The sequence below is a fragment of the Amycolatopsis sacchari genome, assembly GCF_900114035.1.
GTDB classification, from domain to species: Bacteria; Actinomycetota; Actinomycetes; order Mycobacteriales; family Pseudonocardiaceae; genus Amycolatopsis_E; species Amycolatopsis_E sacchari.
This window is the reverse complement of record NZ_FORP01000002.1, coordinates 405,074-420,496: the sequence shown is the minus strand read 5'-3', so window position 1 is coordinate 420,496 and position 15,423 is coordinate 405,074. Positions and strand designations below refer to the sequence as shown.

The following is a 15,423-nucleotide window of genomic DNA, read 5'->3' as shown; positions in this document are numbered from 1 at the left end:
GGCCTTTCCCAGTCGCTGCGACCGGCATGACCGAGAAATTCCTGATGCCTCAACGATCGCTGATGCCGACCCCCCACACCAGGGCCGAAGGACCCTGTTGCCCCCCCGGGACGCCCGCGACCGCGACTGCCCCTGATGGCCGCCCGCAGCCACTGCCGCCTCACCCGGGAGCCGATGCCGCTCCACCCGAAGCCGCCGCAACTTGGCGTGCCACCCCACGAAGCGGCCCGTCACCGCGCCGGGCCGCGCTCCGCAGGGCCCCGCGGAGCGACCCGCCACCCACTGGGCCGTGCCACCACCCGGGGAGCGACCGCCCCCACCGGGCCGCCACCCAACGGGCCGCGCCACCGCGCCCAACCGCGCCACCGCCCCTAACCGCGCCACCGGGCCGCGCACCCACCGGGCGTGCCACCGCGCCGGGCCGCGCCACCGCGCCGGGCCGCCACCCCACCGGGCCGCGTCACTGCGTCGAGGGAGCACCCCGCCGGACCGCGCATCGTGCTGGACCGCACCCCACCGGGTCGCGCCACCCCCGCCGGGCCACGCACCCCGCCGAGCCGCCGCGCACGAACCTCGCCGGACCTCCGCGATCAGCCCACGATGGGGAGGGGGTTTCGCACCGCTTGCGCTACTCCGTCGCTCAGGCGGGCGGCCGCCACGCGTTCCGGGCTCGGGCGGCCGTACGACGTGGTGCGCTGCACGAGCGGGCGGCCGAGCGGCTCGACCATCGCCTCCAGCTCGCTGATCGTCTTGTACGAGCCGTTGTTCGCGCCCGCCATGCGGCTGATCGTCTCCTCCATGAGCGTGCCGCCGAGGTCGTTCACGCCACCGCGCAGCACCGCCCGGCACGTCTCCTCACCCAGCTTCACCCACGAGCACTGGATGTTGTCGATCAACCCGTGCAGCAGGATCCGCGCCAGCGCGTGCACCGCCCGGTTCTCCCGCACCGTCGTCCCCGGGCGCGCCAGGCCGGCCAGGTAGATCGGCGCGTTCTGGTGGATGAACGGCAGCAGCACGAACTCCGTGAACCCGCGCCGCCCCGTCCGCTCCAGCGCCTGCCGCTGCAACCGCCCGATCAGCTTGATGTGCCCCACCCAGTGCGCCGGCGTGTCGACGTGCCCGTACATCATCGTCGACGTCGTCGGGATGCCCAGCTCGTGCGCGGTCGTGATCACCTCGATCCAGCTCGACGTCGGCAGCTTCCCCTTCGTCAGCACCCACCGCACGTCGTCGTCCAGGATCTCGGCCGCCGTGCCCGGCAGGGAGTCCACACCGGACTCGTGCGCGCGCGTCAGCCAGTCGCGAATGGACAGGTCCGTCCTCGACGCGCCGTTGACGACCTCCATCGGGCTGTACGAGTGCAGGTGGATGTCCGGCTGCCGCCGCTTCACCTCCGCCGCCAGGTCGAAGTACGCCGTGCCCGGCATGTCCGGGTGGATCCCGCCCTGCATGCAGATCTCCGTCGCCCCGGCCTCCCACGCCTGGTCGACCCGGTCACCCACCTGCGACAACGACAACGTGTACGCGTCCGCGTCCGTCCGCCGCTGCGCGAAGGCGCAGAACCGGCAGCCCGTGTAGCACACGTTCGTGAAGTTGATGTTCCGCGTCACCACGAACGTCACGTCGTCGCCGACCGCGTCGCGGCGGAGGCCGTCCGCCAGCTCCGCCAGCGCGTCCAGCTCCGCGCCGTCCGCGTGCAACAGCGCCAGAGCGTCCTCATCGGACAGTCCCGAGGGGTCCTTTTCCGCGCGCCGCAACGCCGCCGCGATGTCGGCGTCCATCCGCGCCGGGGCGGTCGGCACCTGCTTGGCGATCTCGTTCCAGTCGCCGTACACCGAGTCGAAGTCGCTGCGCCGGTCGCCCGTGCGGCCGACCGTGTCCACCTCGACGTGCAGCTCCGTGCGGCCCTGCTGCTGCCAGCCGCCGTCCGGCTCCTGCCACGGCTTGCCCTCGGGCTTGACGTCCAGCGCCAGCCCCGTCGCCGGATCCGCCAGCGCCGCGACGTGCCCCGCCACGCGCGGGTCCAGCCACGGCTCACCGGCCAGGATGTACTCCGGGTAGATCGTCAGCCGCTCACGCAGCTCGTACCCCGCCGCCGCGGTCTGCCGCGCCAGCTCGTCGATCTGCGGCCACGCCCGCTCCGGGTTCACGTGGTCGGGCGTCAGCGGCGAAACCCCGCCCCAGTCGTCGATGCCGGCCTTCACCATCAGGTCGTACTGGCTGCCGATCAGGTTCGGCGGCGCCTGCAACCGCATCTTCGGCCCGAACACCAGCCGCGCCACGGCGATCGTCGCCGCCAGCTCCTGCAGGTCGGCGTCGGGCGTCGCGCGCATCTTCGTGTCCGGCTTCGCGCGGAAGTTCTGCACGATGACTTCCTGGATGCCGCCGTAGGCACGCGCGGCCTTGCGGATCGCGAACAACGCGTCCGCGCGCTCGGCGTAGTTCTCGCCGATGCCGATGAGGATGCCCGTGGTGAACGGGACCGCGCTGCGCCCCGCGTCCTCCAGCACCCGCAGCCGCACCGCGGGATCCTTGTCCGGCGAGCCGTAGTGCGGGCCGCCGCGCTCGCTCCACAGGCGCGTCGCCGTGGTCTCCAGCATCATGCCCATCGACGGGGCCACCGGCTTGAGCCGCTGCAGGTCCTGCCACGTCATCACACCGGGGTTGAGGTGCGGCAGCAACCCGGTCTCCTCCAGCACCAGGATCGCCATCGCGCGCACGTACGACAGCGTGTCGTCGTAGCCGTGCGCGTCGAGCCACTCGCGGGCGGCCTTCCAGCGGTCCTCCGGGCGGTCGCCGAGCGTGAACAGCGCCTCCTTGCAGCCCATCGCGGCGCCGTCGCGGGCGATCTTCAGCACCTCGTCCGGCGACAGGAACGGAGCGTCCACTTTGCCCGGCACCGTCGCGAACGTGCAGTACCCGCAGCGGTCCCGGCACAGCCGGGTCAGCGGGATGAACACCTTGCGGCTGTAGGTGATGATCCCTTCGCGGCCGACGGCGGCGAGCCCGGCGTCGCGGACCCGGGACGCGTACTCCGACAGCGTCGCCAGGTCCTCGTCGCGGGCGTGCAGCAGCACGGTCGCTTCGGTGAGGTCGAGCGTCTTGCCGTCGCGCGCCCGCGCGAGCGCGCGGCGCATCGCGGAGGCGGTCGGTCGGTCCTGCTGGTCAGCGGAAGCCATAGGGCAAACGTAGGTGCGCGGGGCGAAGCACCTCCACGACCGCTTCGGTGATTCCGTCCGCACCCGACCGCGGCCGGGTGTTTACGCAGCTCAGTGACCCTGCTTTCGTTGCCGCGGACCGGTGCGGGCGGTATTACCTAAAGTGTGGCCTCGATCGTCGGCAAGCGCATCAACGGGCGGACGTACTACTACCTGGTGGAGTCCGAACGGGTGGACGGTTCGCCCCGGATCGTGTCGCAGCGCTACCTCGGCTCCGCCGCGGACGTGGCCGCGGCACTCGACGGAGCGACCGGATTGCCCGAATCCACGCGGCACCTGGCTTTCGGTGACGTCGCGGCGGTCTGGTCCACCCTGGAGCGGCTCCAGGTGCGGCAGGCGATCGAAGACGTGCTGACGCCGCGCCGGGCGAAGATCGCGACGTACCTCGTGCTCGCCGTCCTGCACCGGGCGACCGCGCCGGACGTCCCGCTCGAAGACTGGTGGAAAGGTGCCGCCGCGGCACGGTTCGTGCGCCCTCGCCTGCCTGCGGACGCCGTGCGGGACGAGGAGTTCTGGCGCGTCACGCGGCGGCTGACGCGCGGGCAGCTGGAACGCATCGAAGACGCCGTCGCCGCGAGGATTCCGCGAGAGTCGGTCACGCTCGCCGTGGACGTGCCGAACTTCGCGACGTACGCGGAGTCCGACACCGCCGACGCGACGCTCGCGGGGCTCAGCGCACTGGTGACCCTCGACGGCGCGATCCCGTTGGTGTCGCGCGTCTACCGGCGGGGCGGATTGGGGGTCGAGCCGTTCGGGGTGGCGGTCGACCGGCTGGGCGCGCGGCAGGCGGGTGAGGTGACCGTGGTGTTCGACACCGGTCAGCACGCCCAGCTCGACCTCGACTCGGGGCTGCACTTCGTCGGGGCACTACCGCTGGCCGACTTCCCCGACCTGCTGGCAAGGCCCGCTTCGAGCCGTCGCCCGGTGGACCCGGGGCGGTTTCCGGGGCTGACCGCCCTGGAGGCCCGGACGAACGTGTTCGGCGTACAGCGGCGGGTCGTGCTGACGCATTCGGCCCGGCTCCACGCGGCGCAGTCGAGGAGTTTCGCGCAGGCCTTGAGCAGTGCGACGCGGCAGCTCGACGGCCTGGCGCTGGCGCTGGAGGCGGGCACCAACCGCCGGCCGAGGGAGCAGCTGCTCACGGACATCGCGCGGATCACCCGGGTGCGGTGGGTGGACCGGGTGCTCAGCGCCCGGCTGACCGGGAGCAGGCCGGGGGAGCTGCGGCTGGAGCACCGCATCGACGAGGCGGCGCGGGCCCGGCTGGACGAGGAGTTCTTCGGCAAGCAGCTGCTGGTCACGGACCACGACTGGCCCGTGGTGGACGTCGTCACCGCGTACCGGGCGCGCTACCACCTCGATTCGACCGTGCGGATGCTCAACGACTCGTTCGTCGCCGCGCCCGCGCCGCGGTGGGACTGGAGCGAGCACCGCATGGCGGTGCATTCGCTGGTCACGGTGCTCGCGACGGCCGTCACCCACGTCATGCGGCGGGAGGCGGACCGGGCGGGGCTCGACCTGTCCGTGCGGGAGTTGCTGGACCAGCTGGCGGGGATCGGCGAGACCGTCCTGCGCTACCCGTCGACGGGCGGGCGGCCGCGCACGCGACGGGTGCTCACGGCGCGGGACGCGACGCAGCAGCGGTTGTTCGAGCTGTTCAACCTCGGGGCATGTGCGCCGTGATGCGCGGCCCGATGGCGGCACCGGCGGTGACCAGGATGCTGCCGCCGAGCACGAGCCAGGCACCGGCGCCGGTGGCGCCCAGGTCGTCCTTGAACAGGGCGATGACGCCCACGGCGTGCAGGATGACCATGAGGGCCGAGCGGACGGCGAACGAAGTTCGGTACCACCAGTAGTTCGCGCGGTTGAACTCCTTGCGCCGGATCCCGCTGAACACCAGTGCGGACTTCGGGCCGCGGAAGGAGCCCAGCGTCCAGGGCAGCGGGTTGACCAGCTGGGCGAGCAGCGCGAGGTACCCGATCGCGGCGGCGTACGCCTTGCCGTAACCGCCGCCGCTGCCCTCGCTGTCCCAGGCGAGCTTCGTGAGGTCGACGAAGTGCACCGAATGCCCCGCCACACTCGCCCACGGCAGGGCGAAGAAACCGACGATCAGCAGCACGGCGCCGAGCACCGCGGGGATCGCGCCGAAGCCGGGGAGGGTGTAGGGCCCGGCCACCGGCTGGACCGGGTGAGCCTGGGGGTACGGGCCTGGCGGATAGGGCCGCGCTGGCGGGTATCCGTGAGCGGGCGGATAGACCTGCTGCCAGGCCGGGGAGTAGCCCGGTGCGGGGGGAGGCCCTCCGGCAGGCGGTGCGAAACCCTGCCCAGCGCCCGGTGGGAACGGTGTGGACGGGTTGGGCCGCTGCGACTGTGGCTGCGACCAGCCACCCCCCGGAGACGTCATGATCGGCACGATACCCAAGGCCGCCGGTGCGGAGGCACGGAATGCCGAAAGTTCACCACTGGTGGATGAGCACGGTTCACCCGTCCTCAGTCAGCAGGTCCCCCTCCTCGACGGCGGCCAGCGACAGCGTCCGGTAGCCGCCTTCGTCGAACAGCACCGTCATGCGGTCGGCCTCGCGGTGCACGACCCGGCCGGCGCCCCACTCGCGGTGCCGGACCTTCGCGTCCGGCGGGTACTCGGCATCGGTGAACTGCGCCTGCTCCGCGGCCGTCCCCGCCTCGCACGTGTCGCAGTTGCCGCACGGCTCGTCGAGGGTTTCGCCGAAGTAGCCCAGCAGGAACTGGCGGCGGCACGACTGCGTGTCGGCGTACTGCCGCATCACCTCCAGCCGCGTGCGGTCCAGCTCCTTCTGCTTCTCCGAGACCTCGCTGACTTCCTCCGTGGGGTCTTCCGGCGCGTCGTCGCGGTAGTCGAACTCGCCGTCGCGCACTCGACCACGTCGGCCTGCTCGAGGAGGTTCAGGTTGTTCATCGCGCGCCGGTGGGACTGGTCGACCGCTTCGTCGACATCGTGCGGCGCCACGGGCCCGTCGGCCTCACGCACCGCCTCGGCGACCTCCCGCACGCCCTCCTCGTCGAGCCGTCGCGCGGTGAGGAACCGTTGCAGCCCAAGGTCTTCCGGGCGGTAGAACAACAGCGCCTCCGCCGGTTCGCCGTCCCGGCCCGCACGCCCGATCTGCTGGTAGTACGAGTCCAGCGACTCCGGGATCGACGCGTGCGCCACGAACCGCACGTTCGGTTTGTCGATGCCCATGCCGAACGCCGACGTCGCGACGACGACCTCCAGTTCATCGGCGAGGAACCGTTCGTGCACGTCCTTGCGGTCGCTCGCCTTCATGCCCGCGTGGTACGCGGCGGCGGCCGGGCCGAGTTCTTCCGCGTAGCGCTCGGAGTCCTTGCGCGTGGCCGTGTAGACCAAGCCCGGCTTGGGCGCCTGCGCGACCCATTCGGCGAGGGCCTGCCGCTTCTCCTCGTCCGTGGCGAACCAGTGCACGGCAAGGTGCAGGTTCGGCCGGTCGAAGCCCGTGATCACCTGCACCGGGTCGTGCATGCCGAGGTGCGTCACGATGTCGTCGCGCACCGGACCGCCCGCGGTCGCCGTCAGCGCCAGCACCGGCGGGTGCCCGAGGCGTTCGATGACGGGGCTCAGCCGCAGGTAGTCGGGCCGGAAGTCGTGTCCCCAGGCCGAAACGCAGTGCGCCTCGTCGACCACGAACAGGCTCGGCCGCACCTCGTCCAGCCGCCGCAGGACCTCCTCCTTCGCCAGCTGCTCGGGGGAGAGGAACAGGTACTCGGCGTCACCCTCCTCGATCGACTCCCAGGCGTCCTTGCTGTCGCGTGAGCGCTGCGCCGAGTTCACCGCGACCGCGTCGGGGGCTTCACTCTCGGCGATTTGGTTCACCTGGTCGCGTTGCAGCGCGGTCAACGGCGACACCACCAGCGTGGGCCCCGGGCGGAGCAACGCGGGCACCTGGTAGATCGCCGACTTGCCGGATCCCGTCGGCATCACGACCAGCACGTCGCGGCCGCCGAGGAGCTGCTCCATCGCGGTCAGCTGGTCGGGGAGCAACCGGTCCCAGCCGAAGGTCTTCTTCGCCGCGTCTTGCAGCTCGTCGCGTCTGGACACCGTCCGGTGGTTCCCTGCCCCGGCCTCCGGAAACCTGGTTTCTCCGGTGCGCACGCGGGTACGCGCGGGGCATGACGAAAGCACTGGCGATGCTGGAAAGCCACCCCGCCGACCTCGGGGGCGTGGACCCGGAGGCGATCGCGGCGTGCATACAGGAGTGCCTCACCTGCGCGCAGGCGTGCACCGCGTGCGCGGACGCCTGCCTGGCCGAGGCCGACCCCGCCGCCATGCGCGACTGCATCCGCACCGATCTCGACTGCGCGGACGTCTGCGAGGTGACCGCGCGGATCCTGTCCCGGCGCGGTGATGCCGTGGGCGTGACGAGGCGACTGCTGGAGGTCTGCGAGCAGGCGTGCCGGATGTGCGCGGAGGAGTGCGAGCAGCACGCCGAGCACCACCGGCACTGCGCCGAATGCGCCGAAGCATGCCGCAGCTGCGAGGACGCCTGCCAGCAGCTACGGCAGCACTTGGGTTGACCAGCGACGCGCAGCGTCACCGTCGAGGGTGGCGGTGGGCGAGGGGCTGGCCTAGCCAGACAGCCGCGTCGGAGGGCAGCTTCCCGTCCGGCAGTGGCTCGCTCGACAGCAGCACCTTTTCGTGCGGCGGCAGGGGGACCGGCGTGTCTCCGAGGTTCACCGCGCACACCAGCCCCGGCTCCCGGCGGAACAGCAGCACGTCCTCCGGGGAGTCCAACCAGGACAGTTCCCCGTCGCCGAGCGCAGGGTGCTCGCGCCGCAGGTGCAAAGCCCTGCGGTACAACGACAGCATCGAACCCTCGTCATCCAGTTGGGCGGCCACCGTGAGATCGCGCCAGTGCGCGGGTTGGGGCAGCCAGGACCCGCCGGTACCGAAGCCGAACGGTGGCTCGGTGCCCTCCCACGGCAGCGGCACGCGACAACCGTCCCGCCCCCGTTTCGTGTGACCCGAGCGTTCCCACGTCGGGTCCTGCAGCACCTCCTCGGGCAGGTCCTCCACTTCCTCCAGGCCGAGTTCCTCGCCCTGGTAGTGGTAGACGCTGCCGGGCAGTGCGTGCATCAGCAGCAGGGCCGCCCGCGCGCGGCGCCTGCCGAGCTCGGGATCCCCCTTCCCGTAACGGGTCACGTGCCGGACGACGTCGTGATTGGACAGTACCCACGTCGCCGGTGCGCCGACTTCCCGCAGCGCGCCGATGCTGGAGTCGATCACCGCGCGGAGGGCGCCGGCATCCCAGGCGCAGCGCAGGAAGTCGAAGTTGAACGCGGTGTGCAGCTCGTCCGGGCGCACGTAGTTCGCCAGCCGCTCGGGGCGGGAGACCCACGCCTCCGCGACGAAGATCCGGTCCTCCCCGTACGATTCCGTGATGCGGCGCCAAGAACGGTAGATCTCGTGCACCTCGTCGCGGTCCCAGTGCGGGTGGTTCGTGCGGTCCGGCGGCTTCACGAGGTCCTCGTGGTCCACGCCGAGATCCGGCAGTCCGGGGTGCTTGACCAGCCCGTGTGCGACGTCGATGCGGAACCCGTCCACGCCGCGGTCGAGCCAGAACCGCAGCACGTCCTCGAACTCCGCGCGCACCTCCGGCAGGTCCCAGTTGAGGTCCGGCTGGGAGGCGTCGAACAGGTGCAGGTACCACTCGCCGTCGGCGACCCTGGTCCACGCCGGGCCGCCGAACACGCTGCGCCAGTCGTTCGGGGGAGCGCCGGAACCCTTGCCAGGGCGGAAGATGTAGCGCTGCCGCTCGGGGGAACCCGGCCCGGCCGCCAGCGCTTCCCGGAACCACCGGTGCCGCGTGGAGGTGTGGTTGGGCACGACGTCGACGATCAGCCGCAGGCCGTGCTCGTGCGCCTCGGCGATGAGCGCCTCCGCGTCGGCGAGCGTGCCGAACAGCGGGTCGATGTCGCGGTAGTCGGCGACGTCGTAACCGCCGTCCGCCATGGGGGACGGGTACCACGGCGTGATCCACACCGCGTCGACACCGAGGTCCCGCAGGTAGGGCAACCGGGCGCGGATGCCGGCGAGGTCGCCGATCCCGTCACCGCTGCCGTCGGCCAATACCGCTAAGTTAGTACGTTTTACCTGGTCAGGGCGTTATCGGAGGCTCTGTTCAGTCGTTCCCGCCGGTTAGGCGGTTCTCCACTTGAGACAGTCGCCGTTGCGGTTGAGGGGAATCTTCAATCGAGGCAACTGTTCTGTCGGGGTGTGACCGCTCTGTGGGCGACGCCTCCAAACGCCTCTGAGCTGCGGAAACTCGCCTAAACTTAGCGGTATTGGCCGTCGGCCAGGCTCCGGATGTAGATCTGGTAGATCGCCGCGTCCCGCCACCACCGGCTGCCCACGTGCTCCCCTTCCACTCGGCTCCGGGTGTTCCAGGGTAGCCGCTTCAGCGGAGGTCGCTCACCCACCAGACGAGGTGCAGCAGCGCGTCGAGCCTGCCGAGCGGGTCCGGGTCCCGCGCCACGAATTCCAGTTGTAACAAGGAGTTCTCGGAATCGTCGTTGAGCTCGGCGAGCACGGCGCGCAACACGGCACGCAACGGCGGGGGCAGTTCGTCCACCGGCACGCCGTCCTCGTCGTCGCCGGTGAGGTCGACGACGAACACGTCCTCGGGCCGCACTGCCCCGGCGTGCGCCCGCAGCCGCCACGCGACCTCGGCGGCGAATTCCGCCAGCAGCGGTGGAAAAAGGCGCCGCTCGGGCGACTGCCCGCCGAGCAGCCGGGGCACGAGCGCGGCCAGCGCACCGTGGTCACCGGCCGCCACGACCTCGACGAGCCGGTCGGCGAGCTGGCGGACGTCCCGCCGGAGTTCGCTGTGCGTCATGGGAATTCCATCGTGCCGGGGATCATTGCGGGGCGGGTTCCCGGCACGATCCGGCCGAAACGTCGTTTGACCGCGGCCGCTCGGGGTACGGCTTCTACCACCCCTCGCCGACGAAGGAACTCAAGATGGACGTATCGCCGAACGGCGGGGCCGAGGCCACCGCCGCCACCACCTTCGCCGCGCGCGCCCAGGAGGCGACGCGCCACCTCTACCGGCAGACGTCGGGGCTCGACGGGCAGGGCGGGATCGGCAGCACGGCGGAGGTCTCCGAGGTGCTGGCTTCCCTGCGGCTGCTCGCCGAGAACGTCGGGCGGAGCCTGCCGGAACTCGGGGCGTGGCTCGAACAGCGCATGTGCTCGGGCGATCTGCCGCCACGCGGGTTCGACGCGATCACCAGGTCGGTGTTCGACGCGGCGTCGGCGCTCGCGAGGGCGCAGAACCTGATCATGCAGCTCGGGCAGGAGCTCGGGGCGGCGGAGGTCGCGAGCCGCGAACTGCTCGCCTGAACGTCAGCGGGGCGTGCGGGCGCGGCAGCGGGTGCACACGAGGATCGTGGCCACCACCCGCTCGTCCTCGACGATCCGGCCCACGTGCAGTGCCGTGTAACCGCACTCCTCGCACGGGACGGGCGGCGCGGTCTGGTCGGGCGGGATGTACAGGCGCCGGGCCGCCTTGGGTTTGCCGGTGAGGGCAGTGGTCAGCATGGCCGGGGAGTGCCCGCGATGTGATCAGGCAAACACTCTTTCAGGTGTATGCGGACAGTGCGGCCCGCGACAGCCGTGGGCGACCGCCCGGGTGCTGCACGGTCAGGGACGACGCCGCGACCGCCAGCCGCGCGGCGACGGGCAGCGGTTCGCCCGCGACCAGCGCATACGTGAGCGTGGCGACGAGCGCGTCACCCGCGCCGGTGGAGTCCACCACCTCCACGTCGGACAGCGGCAGGAACTCGTGCCCGCGCCGGGTGACGAACACGTTCCCCACGCCGGCCGCGTCGAGCACGGCGAGCGAAAGCCCGCGCTCGACGAGGGAACGACCGGCCTCGATCGCGTCGTCGACGGACGTGATCTCCTTGTGCGCCAGCAATTCCGCTTCACGCCGGTCCGCGCGCAGCACGTCCGCGTGGGCGAGCAGTTCCTCGGTGAGGCCGCCCGGCGCGCCGTCGAGGACCACGCGCACGCCTGCGGCGCGGGCGATGCGGGCGGCTTCGAGCGCGGCCTCCGGCGGTTCCTGCAACTGCACCACGACGGCACGCGCGGACCGGATCAAGCCGGACGCCGCGAACACGTCGCGTGGCGTCACGAGGGTCTCCTCGGGGATGTGCTCGAGGTAGCGCCACTGGCCGGAGTCGTCGAGCACGTCCACGATCAAGGCGGTCTCGGCGCTTGGGCGCCGCGCGACGTGCGAGACGTCGATACCGTCCGCCTCCGCGCGGGACAGCAGCCGGTCGGCCGTGCCGTCGTCGCCGACCACGCCGACGAGCGCGACGTGCATGCCCAGTTGCGCCAGGCCGACCGCCTGGTTCGCGCCCTTGCCGCCCAGCACCTCCCTGCGTTCCCGCACGTTCGCGGACTGCCCGGGGCCCGGTGCCTCGGGCACGCGGAGCACGAGATCGCGGGCGACCTGCCCGATCACGACGACGCTCATGGGGACGCGGTACCCCGCCCCGGCGCCGCGCGAAACCCACGTTTGCCGCGCGCGGGGCCTGGGTAGCTGAGACTGTGCGAGAGCGACTGGGGGGTGGACCTGGCAGGTCCACCGCAGCACGCCACGGTCACCGGCTCCGCCCGGGTGGCCTCACCGGCGGCGTGACCGCTGTGCCCCCTCCGGTCACGCCGCCCCCAAGCTCCACTGGCGTGGATGCGCGGTCTGGCGGGTTTCGGGCAGCCGGTCACAGCGGCCCGAGTTGCACGGGGGTGGGTCCGCGGCCTGCCGGGTTTCGTCCGCTGCTGCGGTCGTCCGGGCGGCCGGTCACACCCCGCACATCACCGCTGCGGTGGTGGGCTCGGTTCGGCCTCCGGCCGCGATTCCCTGCCTTCGCGGTCCTGGCGGTGCTTGCGCGGCTGGTGGTCGATCTGCTCCGCCAGCTCGGGGCCGCCCCACTTCTCGTCGTTGTCGTTGTCCTCGAAACGGTGCCTCGCCATCGTGCTTCCCCTCTCCCGGAATTCGCCGGGGGAGGGTCTACCCGTTCGAGTGAAGAACGAAACGTATCTCAGCTGGTCGTGGCCGCGTAGGTACCGGCCGTGACCAGCCCGTACGCGAGATGGGGGACGATGTCGCTGGCCCAGTCCGCCGCCGACCACTCCCTCGGATCGGTGATGCCGAGCAGCGTCATCGGCGCACTCGACCCGGCCATCGCGGCGACCCCGGTGACGAGCCCCGCCACCGGCACCGACGGCCGCCACCCCAGCCCGCGCAGCGCGCCGTACCCCGCGCCCACGCACACACCGGTCAGCAGCCCCATCAGCGGCCCCAGACCGGACACGCGGTTGCCGCGCTGCTGCTCGTCGCCGGGTACCGGCAGACCCGTCTTCTCCGACAGGGTCTCGACCGTCTTCTCGGGGGTGCTGCTGGCCGGACGGCCCCGCCACACCATGTCGAGGTACGTGACCGCGTTCAGGGCGGTGGTGCCGGCCGCACCGGCCGCCATTCCGCGGAGGATCGAGGACAGCATGGCTCCGGCTACCCGGCGCCGCGCCCGGCGAACCCCCACGCGTAACTCCTTCGGGCGATGGGTACCCGGCCCGCCGTGGATTCCCTGCACGCGGCGTTCGTGATCGACGCGGTCTCCTTCGGCGCTCCGGAAGCGCACGTGGCGCGACTGCTGCGGTTCCTGCCGCCGGAGGTGCGGCCGAGCCTCGTGGTGAGCCGGGAGGTCGCCGGGTTCTTCGGGCAGCGGCCCGGCCTGCGGGTGGTGCCGTCGGCGCGCGGCCGGTCGTGGGCGCCCGGAACGCAGGCGGTGCTCGCGGAGCTGGCGCCGGACGTCGTGCACGTCGACCTGCCCGACCCCACCAGCAACGCGGCGGCCCTGCGGGCGGCCACGTCCGTCGCGCCGACCGTGGCGACCCTGCACACGGCGGGGCAACCGTCCGCCGAGTTGTGGGACGTCTACGGACGGCTCGCCGGTGCCTTCGCCCCGTTGCGTTCCCTCGTCCGCACCCTGGCCGAGCTGGGCGTGCCCGCACAACGCGTGCACCGCATCCGGCCGGGCGTCGAGATCCCCGCGAACCCCGTGCCGGTGCGGACGCAGACGCCGGTCGTGGTGGGTGCGGTCGCGCCGCTGAGCGGGGAACAGGGCCTGGACCTGCTCGTACAGGCCGCGGCGACGCTCGTCCGGCGGGGCCGGGCGGTGCGCGTTCTGATCGCGGGGGACGGGCCGGAGCGAGCGGCCCTCATCGACCGCGCCCGCGGCCTGCCCGTGCGCTTCGTGGGGCCGGTGGCGGACGCGATCCCGTTGCTGCGGCGGGTGGACGTGTTCTGCGCGCCCGCGCGGCAGGAGGTCCCGCCGGGGGCGTTGCTCACCGCGCTGGCCCACGGGCTGCCGTGCCTGACCACGGCGGTCGGGGACGCCGTCGACATCCTCGCCGGTGCCGCCGCCGTCGTGCCACCCGACGACGCCGACGCGCTGGCGAGCGGACTGGAACGGCTGGTCACGGACGCCGGGCTGCGCGTGAAGCTCGCCAGGGCGGGGCGGGAACTGGCCGTACGGGACTTCGACGTGCGGCGCGCCGCCGCCGAAGTCGCCGAGACGCTGGCCGACCTCAGTGCAGGAGCCCGCGCCGAAGCAGGTCGTCGAAGACGTTCCGGGTGACCGCGGAGACGAGCGCACGGTCCGCGGAGGTGAGCCACCGGAGTTCGGCGATCTCGCTCGCGGGCGCCAGTTCCCCCTCGAAGTCGGCGGAGTAGCAGGTCATCCGCACGGTCGTGCCCGCCGCCTTGCCGTCGGCCTGGGCTTCGTAGGTGCCGATGTGAGCCGCGCTGCCGGGCACGATCGCCACCGACAGCTCCTCGCGCACCTCACGCACCAGCGTGTCGACGTCACTTTCCCCGGCTTCGCGTTTGCCGCCCGGCAGGTAGTACACGTCCTTGCCGTGCGACCGGGCGGTCAGCACCCGGCCCGACTCCACCCGGAGCCACGCCACCTTGTCGATCACTGCGCCGAACTGTAGTGCATCGGCACCCCCGGAGCTGGGTACAGGGAACGCCATGACCCCAACGACAACCCGGACCCGGCGGCCGGTGCAGGTCTTCGCCATCGTCGTGGCGGTGGCCTTCCTCCTCGCGGGCATCCTCGGCTTCATCCCCGGCATCACCACGCACTACGACCAGCTCACCTTCGGCGGGCACCATTCGGAAGCGCTGCTGTTCGGCGTCTTCAACGTCTCCGTCCTGCACAACCTCGTGCACCTGCTGTTCGGCGTCGCGGGCCTCGCGCTCGCCACGATCCCCGGCGGCGCGCGGGGGTACCTCGTGCTCGGCGGGTTCATCTACCTGCTCGTCTGCGTGTACGGCCTCGTCATCGACAGCCACGGCGGGATGAACTTCCTGCCCGTCAACGGCGCCGACAACTGGCTGCACTTCGGGCTGGCCATCGGCATGATCGCGCTCGGCGTGCTGGGCACCGCGATCGAGCGGACGAGGGAACAGCGTTCCTAGTACCTTGCCCGGGTGGACCTCTTTGCGCACTCCTGGACGGCCCTGCGCGGGGCCGTCGCCGGAATTCCGGACGAGGCCTTCGACCGGCCCTCGGGGTGCCGGGGCTGGCTCGTGCGGGACGTGGTGTGCCACCTGGTCATCGGCGCGCAGGACGTGCTGATCACCCTCGTCACGCCCGCCGAAGGCCCGGCGACCGTGGACGCCGTGACCTACTGGCACCTCGTCGAGCCACCCACGGGGGAGGACGAGCTCGACGCGTTGATCCCCCGCCTCGCGGCGGCCTACGGTGAGCCGCGGTTGCTGAAGTTCCACTTCGACGACGTCGGTTCCGCTGCGGGCCGGGCCGCCGAACTCGCCGATCCCACCGCCCTCGTCGGCACCCAGGGGCAGGTGCTGGCGGTCGGCGACTACCTGTCCGCGTACGTGCTCGAGTGGACCCTGCACCACCTCGACCTCGTCGCGCACCTGCCTTCGGCGCCGAAACCGCCCACCGAAACCCTTGCCGCGGCAAGAACTCTGCTGGAGAAGATCGCCGGAACACCTTTCCCCGACTCGATGTCCGACGAGGACGCGCTGCTGGTCGGCACCGGGCGTCGCACGCCGACCGACGCCGAACGGGAAGCGCTGGGCGGGTTCGCCGCGCGACTCCCGCTCGTCCTCGGCTGAAC

Annotated in this window: 17 protein-coding genes; 6 read left to right on the top strand and 11 right to left on the bottom strand. The window is 72.0% G+C overall.

Going from position 1 to position 15,423, the window contains the following annotated elements; translation table 11 throughout:
- Nucleotides 1-590: 590 nt before the first annotated feature.
- Nucleotides 591-3,179, bottom strand: a complete 2,589-nt coding sequence (locus BMZ92_RS06100; RefSeq protein WP_091504716.1) for a bifunctional FO biosynthesis protein CofGH — start codon at nt 3,177-3,179, stop codon at nt 591-593.
- A 144-nt stretch (nt 3,180-3,323) separates the two neighbouring features.
- On the opposite strand from BMZ92_RS06100, the gene BMZ92_RS06095 reads away from it, so the two are divergent.
- Nucleotides 3,324-4,901 carry an IS1634 family transposase gene (locus BMZ92_RS06095; protein WP_091504715.1) on the top strand — a complete coding sequence of 526 codons (1,578 nt, stop codon included), beginning with the start codon at nt 3,324-3,326 and terminating at the stop codon, nt 4,899-4,901.
- Here BMZ92_RS06095 and BMZ92_RS06090 read toward each other — a convergent pair.
- The 3 genes from BMZ92_RS06090 to BMZ92_RS06085 form a co-directional block, all read right to left on the bottom strand.
- Nucleotides 4,876-5,394 carry a hypothetical protein gene (locus BMZ92_RS06090; protein ID WP_091504714.1) on the bottom strand — a complete coding sequence of 173 codons (519 nt, stop codon included), beginning with the start codon at nt 5,392-5,394 and terminating at the stop codon, nt 4,876-4,878. The two genes, BMZ92_RS06095 and BMZ92_RS06090, sit on opposite strands and share 26 nt — an antisense overlap.
- A 304-nt stretch (nt 5,395-5,698) precedes the next feature.
- On the bottom strand, nt 5,699-6,112 hold the full coding sequence (locus tag BMZ92_RS38045) for a RecQ family zinc-binding domain-containing protein (protein WP_245782922.1): 414 nt from the start codon (nt 6,110-6,112) through the stop codon (nt 5,699-5,701).
- Nucleotides 6,001-7,308 (bottom strand): RecQ family ATP-dependent DNA helicase, encoded by a 1,308-nt coding sequence (locus BMZ92_RS06085; protein ID WP_245782921.1) that lies wholly within the window; start codon nt 7,306-7,308, stop codon nt 6,001-6,003. The genes BMZ92_RS38045 and BMZ92_RS06085 overlap by 112 nt, the downstream gene beginning before the upstream one ends.
- A 71-nt stretch (nt 7,309-7,379) precedes the next feature.
- Here BMZ92_RS06085 and BMZ92_RS06080 point away from each other — a divergent pair, with 71 nt between their 5' ends.
- The gene (locus tag BMZ92_RS06080; protein WP_091504713.1) at nt 7,380-7,784 is read left to right on the top strand and encodes a four-helix bundle copper-binding protein; all 405 of its coding nucleotides are present in this window, start codon (nt 7,380-7,382) and stop codon (nt 7,782-7,784) included.
- Nucleotides 7,785-7,800: 16 nt separating this feature from the next.
- Here BMZ92_RS06080 and BMZ92_RS06075 read toward each other — a convergent pair whose 3' ends face one another.
- Together BMZ92_RS06075 and BMZ92_RS06070 are read right to left on the bottom strand one after the other, a co-directional pair.
- Complete coding sequence (locus BMZ92_RS06075; protein ID WP_091504712.1) at nt 7,801-9,336, bottom strand: glycoside hydrolase family 13 protein; 1,536 nt, start codon at nt 9,334-9,336, stop codon at nt 7,801-7,803.
- 328 nt (nt 9,337-9,664) lie between these two features.
- Entirely contained in the window at nt 9,665-10,102 is a 438-nt protein-coding gene (locus BMZ92_RS06070) for a hypothetical protein (RefSeq protein ID WP_091504711.1), read from the bottom strand.
- A 125-nt stretch (nt 10,103-10,227) separates the two neighbouring features.
- On the opposite strand from BMZ92_RS06070, the gene BMZ92_RS06065 reads away from it, so the two are divergent.
- The gene (locus BMZ92_RS06065) at nt 10,228-10,608 is read left to right on the top strand and encodes a hypothetical protein (RefSeq protein ID WP_091504710.1); all 381 of its coding nucleotides are present in this window, start codon (nt 10,228-10,230) and stop codon (nt 10,606-10,608) included.
- Nucleotides 10,609-10,611: 3 nt separating this feature from the next.
- On the opposite strand, the gene BMZ92_RS06060 is transcribed toward BMZ92_RS06065, so the two are convergent.
- The 4 genes from BMZ92_RS06060 to BMZ92_RS06050 form a co-directional block, all read right to left on the bottom strand.
- On the bottom strand, nt 10,612-10,806 hold the full coding sequence (locus BMZ92_RS06060; protein WP_091504709.1) for a hypothetical protein: 195 nt from the start codon (nt 10,804-10,806) through the stop codon (nt 10,612-10,614).
- Nucleotides 10,807-10,846: 40 nt separating this feature from the next.
- Complete coding sequence (locus tag BMZ92_RS06055) at nt 10,847-11,746, bottom strand: ribokinase (protein WP_091504708.1); 900 nt, start codon at nt 11,744-11,746, stop codon at nt 10,847-10,849.
- Between the two features lie 338 nt (nt 11,747-12,084).
- Nucleotides 12,085-12,243, bottom strand: coding sequence for a hypothetical protein (locus BMZ92_RS37265; RefSeq protein ID WP_177228554.1), 159 nt, complete (start codon nt 12,241-12,243; stop codon nt 12,085-12,087).
- Between the two features lie 68 nt (nt 12,244-12,311).
- Complete coding sequence (locus BMZ92_RS06050; protein ID WP_342743464.1) at nt 12,312-12,812, bottom strand: hypothetical protein; 501 nt, start codon at nt 12,810-12,812, stop codon at nt 12,312-12,314.
- A 36-nt stretch (nt 12,813-12,848) separates the two neighbouring features.
- Here BMZ92_RS06050 and BMZ92_RS06045 point away from each other — a divergent pair, with 36 nt between their 5' ends.
- Complete coding sequence (locus tag BMZ92_RS06045; RefSeq protein WP_091504852.1) at nt 12,849-13,910, top strand: glycosyltransferase family 4 protein; 1,062 nt, start codon at nt 12,849-12,851, stop codon at nt 13,908-13,910.
- Here the strand turns inward: BMZ92_RS06045 and BMZ92_RS06040 are convergent.
- Nucleotides 13,861-14,253, bottom strand: coding sequence for an NUDIX hydrolase (locus BMZ92_RS06040; protein ID WP_218153405.1), 393 nt, complete (start codon nt 14,251-14,253; stop codon nt 13,861-13,863). The two genes, BMZ92_RS06045 and BMZ92_RS06040, sit on opposite strands and share 50 nt — an antisense overlap.
- A gap of 52 nt (nt 14,254-14,305) precedes the next feature.
- On the opposite strand from BMZ92_RS06040, the gene BMZ92_RS06035 reads away from it, so the two are divergent.
- Nucleotides 14,306-14,755 carry a DUF4383 domain-containing protein gene (locus tag BMZ92_RS06035; RefSeq protein ID WP_091504705.1) on the top strand — a complete coding sequence of 150 codons (450 nt, stop codon included), beginning with the start codon at nt 14,306-14,308 and terminating at the stop codon, nt 14,753-14,755.
- 12 nt (nt 14,756-14,767) lie between these two features.
- Nucleotides 14,768-15,421 carry a maleylpyruvate isomerase N-terminal domain-containing protein gene (locus BMZ92_RS06030; protein ID WP_091504704.1) on the top strand — a complete coding sequence of 218 codons (654 nt, stop codon included), beginning with the start codon at nt 14,768-14,770 and terminating at the stop codon, nt 15,419-15,421.
- Nucleotides 15,422-15,423: the final 2 nt, after the last annotated feature.

What these genes read in the sequence shown, in the direction of transcription:
- BMZ92_RS06100 (WP_091504716.1), bottom strand. Translation starts at nt 3,179, where the DNA reads ATGGCTTCCGCTGACCAGCAGGACCGACCGACCGCCTCCGCGATGCGC.
- BMZ92_RS06080 (WP_091504713.1), top strand. Translation starts at nt 7,380, where the DNA reads ATGACGAAAGCACTGGCGATGCTGGAAAGCCACCCCGCCGACCTCGGG.
- BMZ92_RS06070 (WP_091504711.1), bottom strand. Translation starts at nt 10,102, where the DNA reads ATGACGCACAGCGAACTCCGGCGGGACGTCCGCCAGCTCGCCGACCGG.
- BMZ92_RS06065 (WP_091504710.1), top strand. Translation starts at nt 10,228, where the DNA reads ATGGACGTATCGCCGAACGGCGGGGCCGAGGCCACCGCCGCCACCACC.
- BMZ92_RS06060 (WP_091504709.1), bottom strand. Translation starts at nt 10,806, where the DNA reads ATGCTGACCACTGCCCTCACCGGCAAACCCAAGGCGGCCCGGCGCCTG.
- BMZ92_RS06055 (WP_091504708.1), bottom strand. Translation starts at nt 11,746, where the DNA reads ATGAGCGTCGTCGTGATCGGGCAGGTCGCCCGCGATCTCGTGCTCCGC.
- BMZ92_RS37265 (WP_177228554.1), bottom strand. Translation starts at nt 12,243, where the DNA reads ATGGCGAGGCACCGTTTCGAGGACAACGACAACGACGAGAAGTGGGGC.
- BMZ92_RS06035 (WP_091504705.1), top strand. Translation starts at nt 14,306, where the DNA reads ATGACCCCAACGACAACCCGGACCCGGCGGCCGGTGCAGGTCTTCGCC.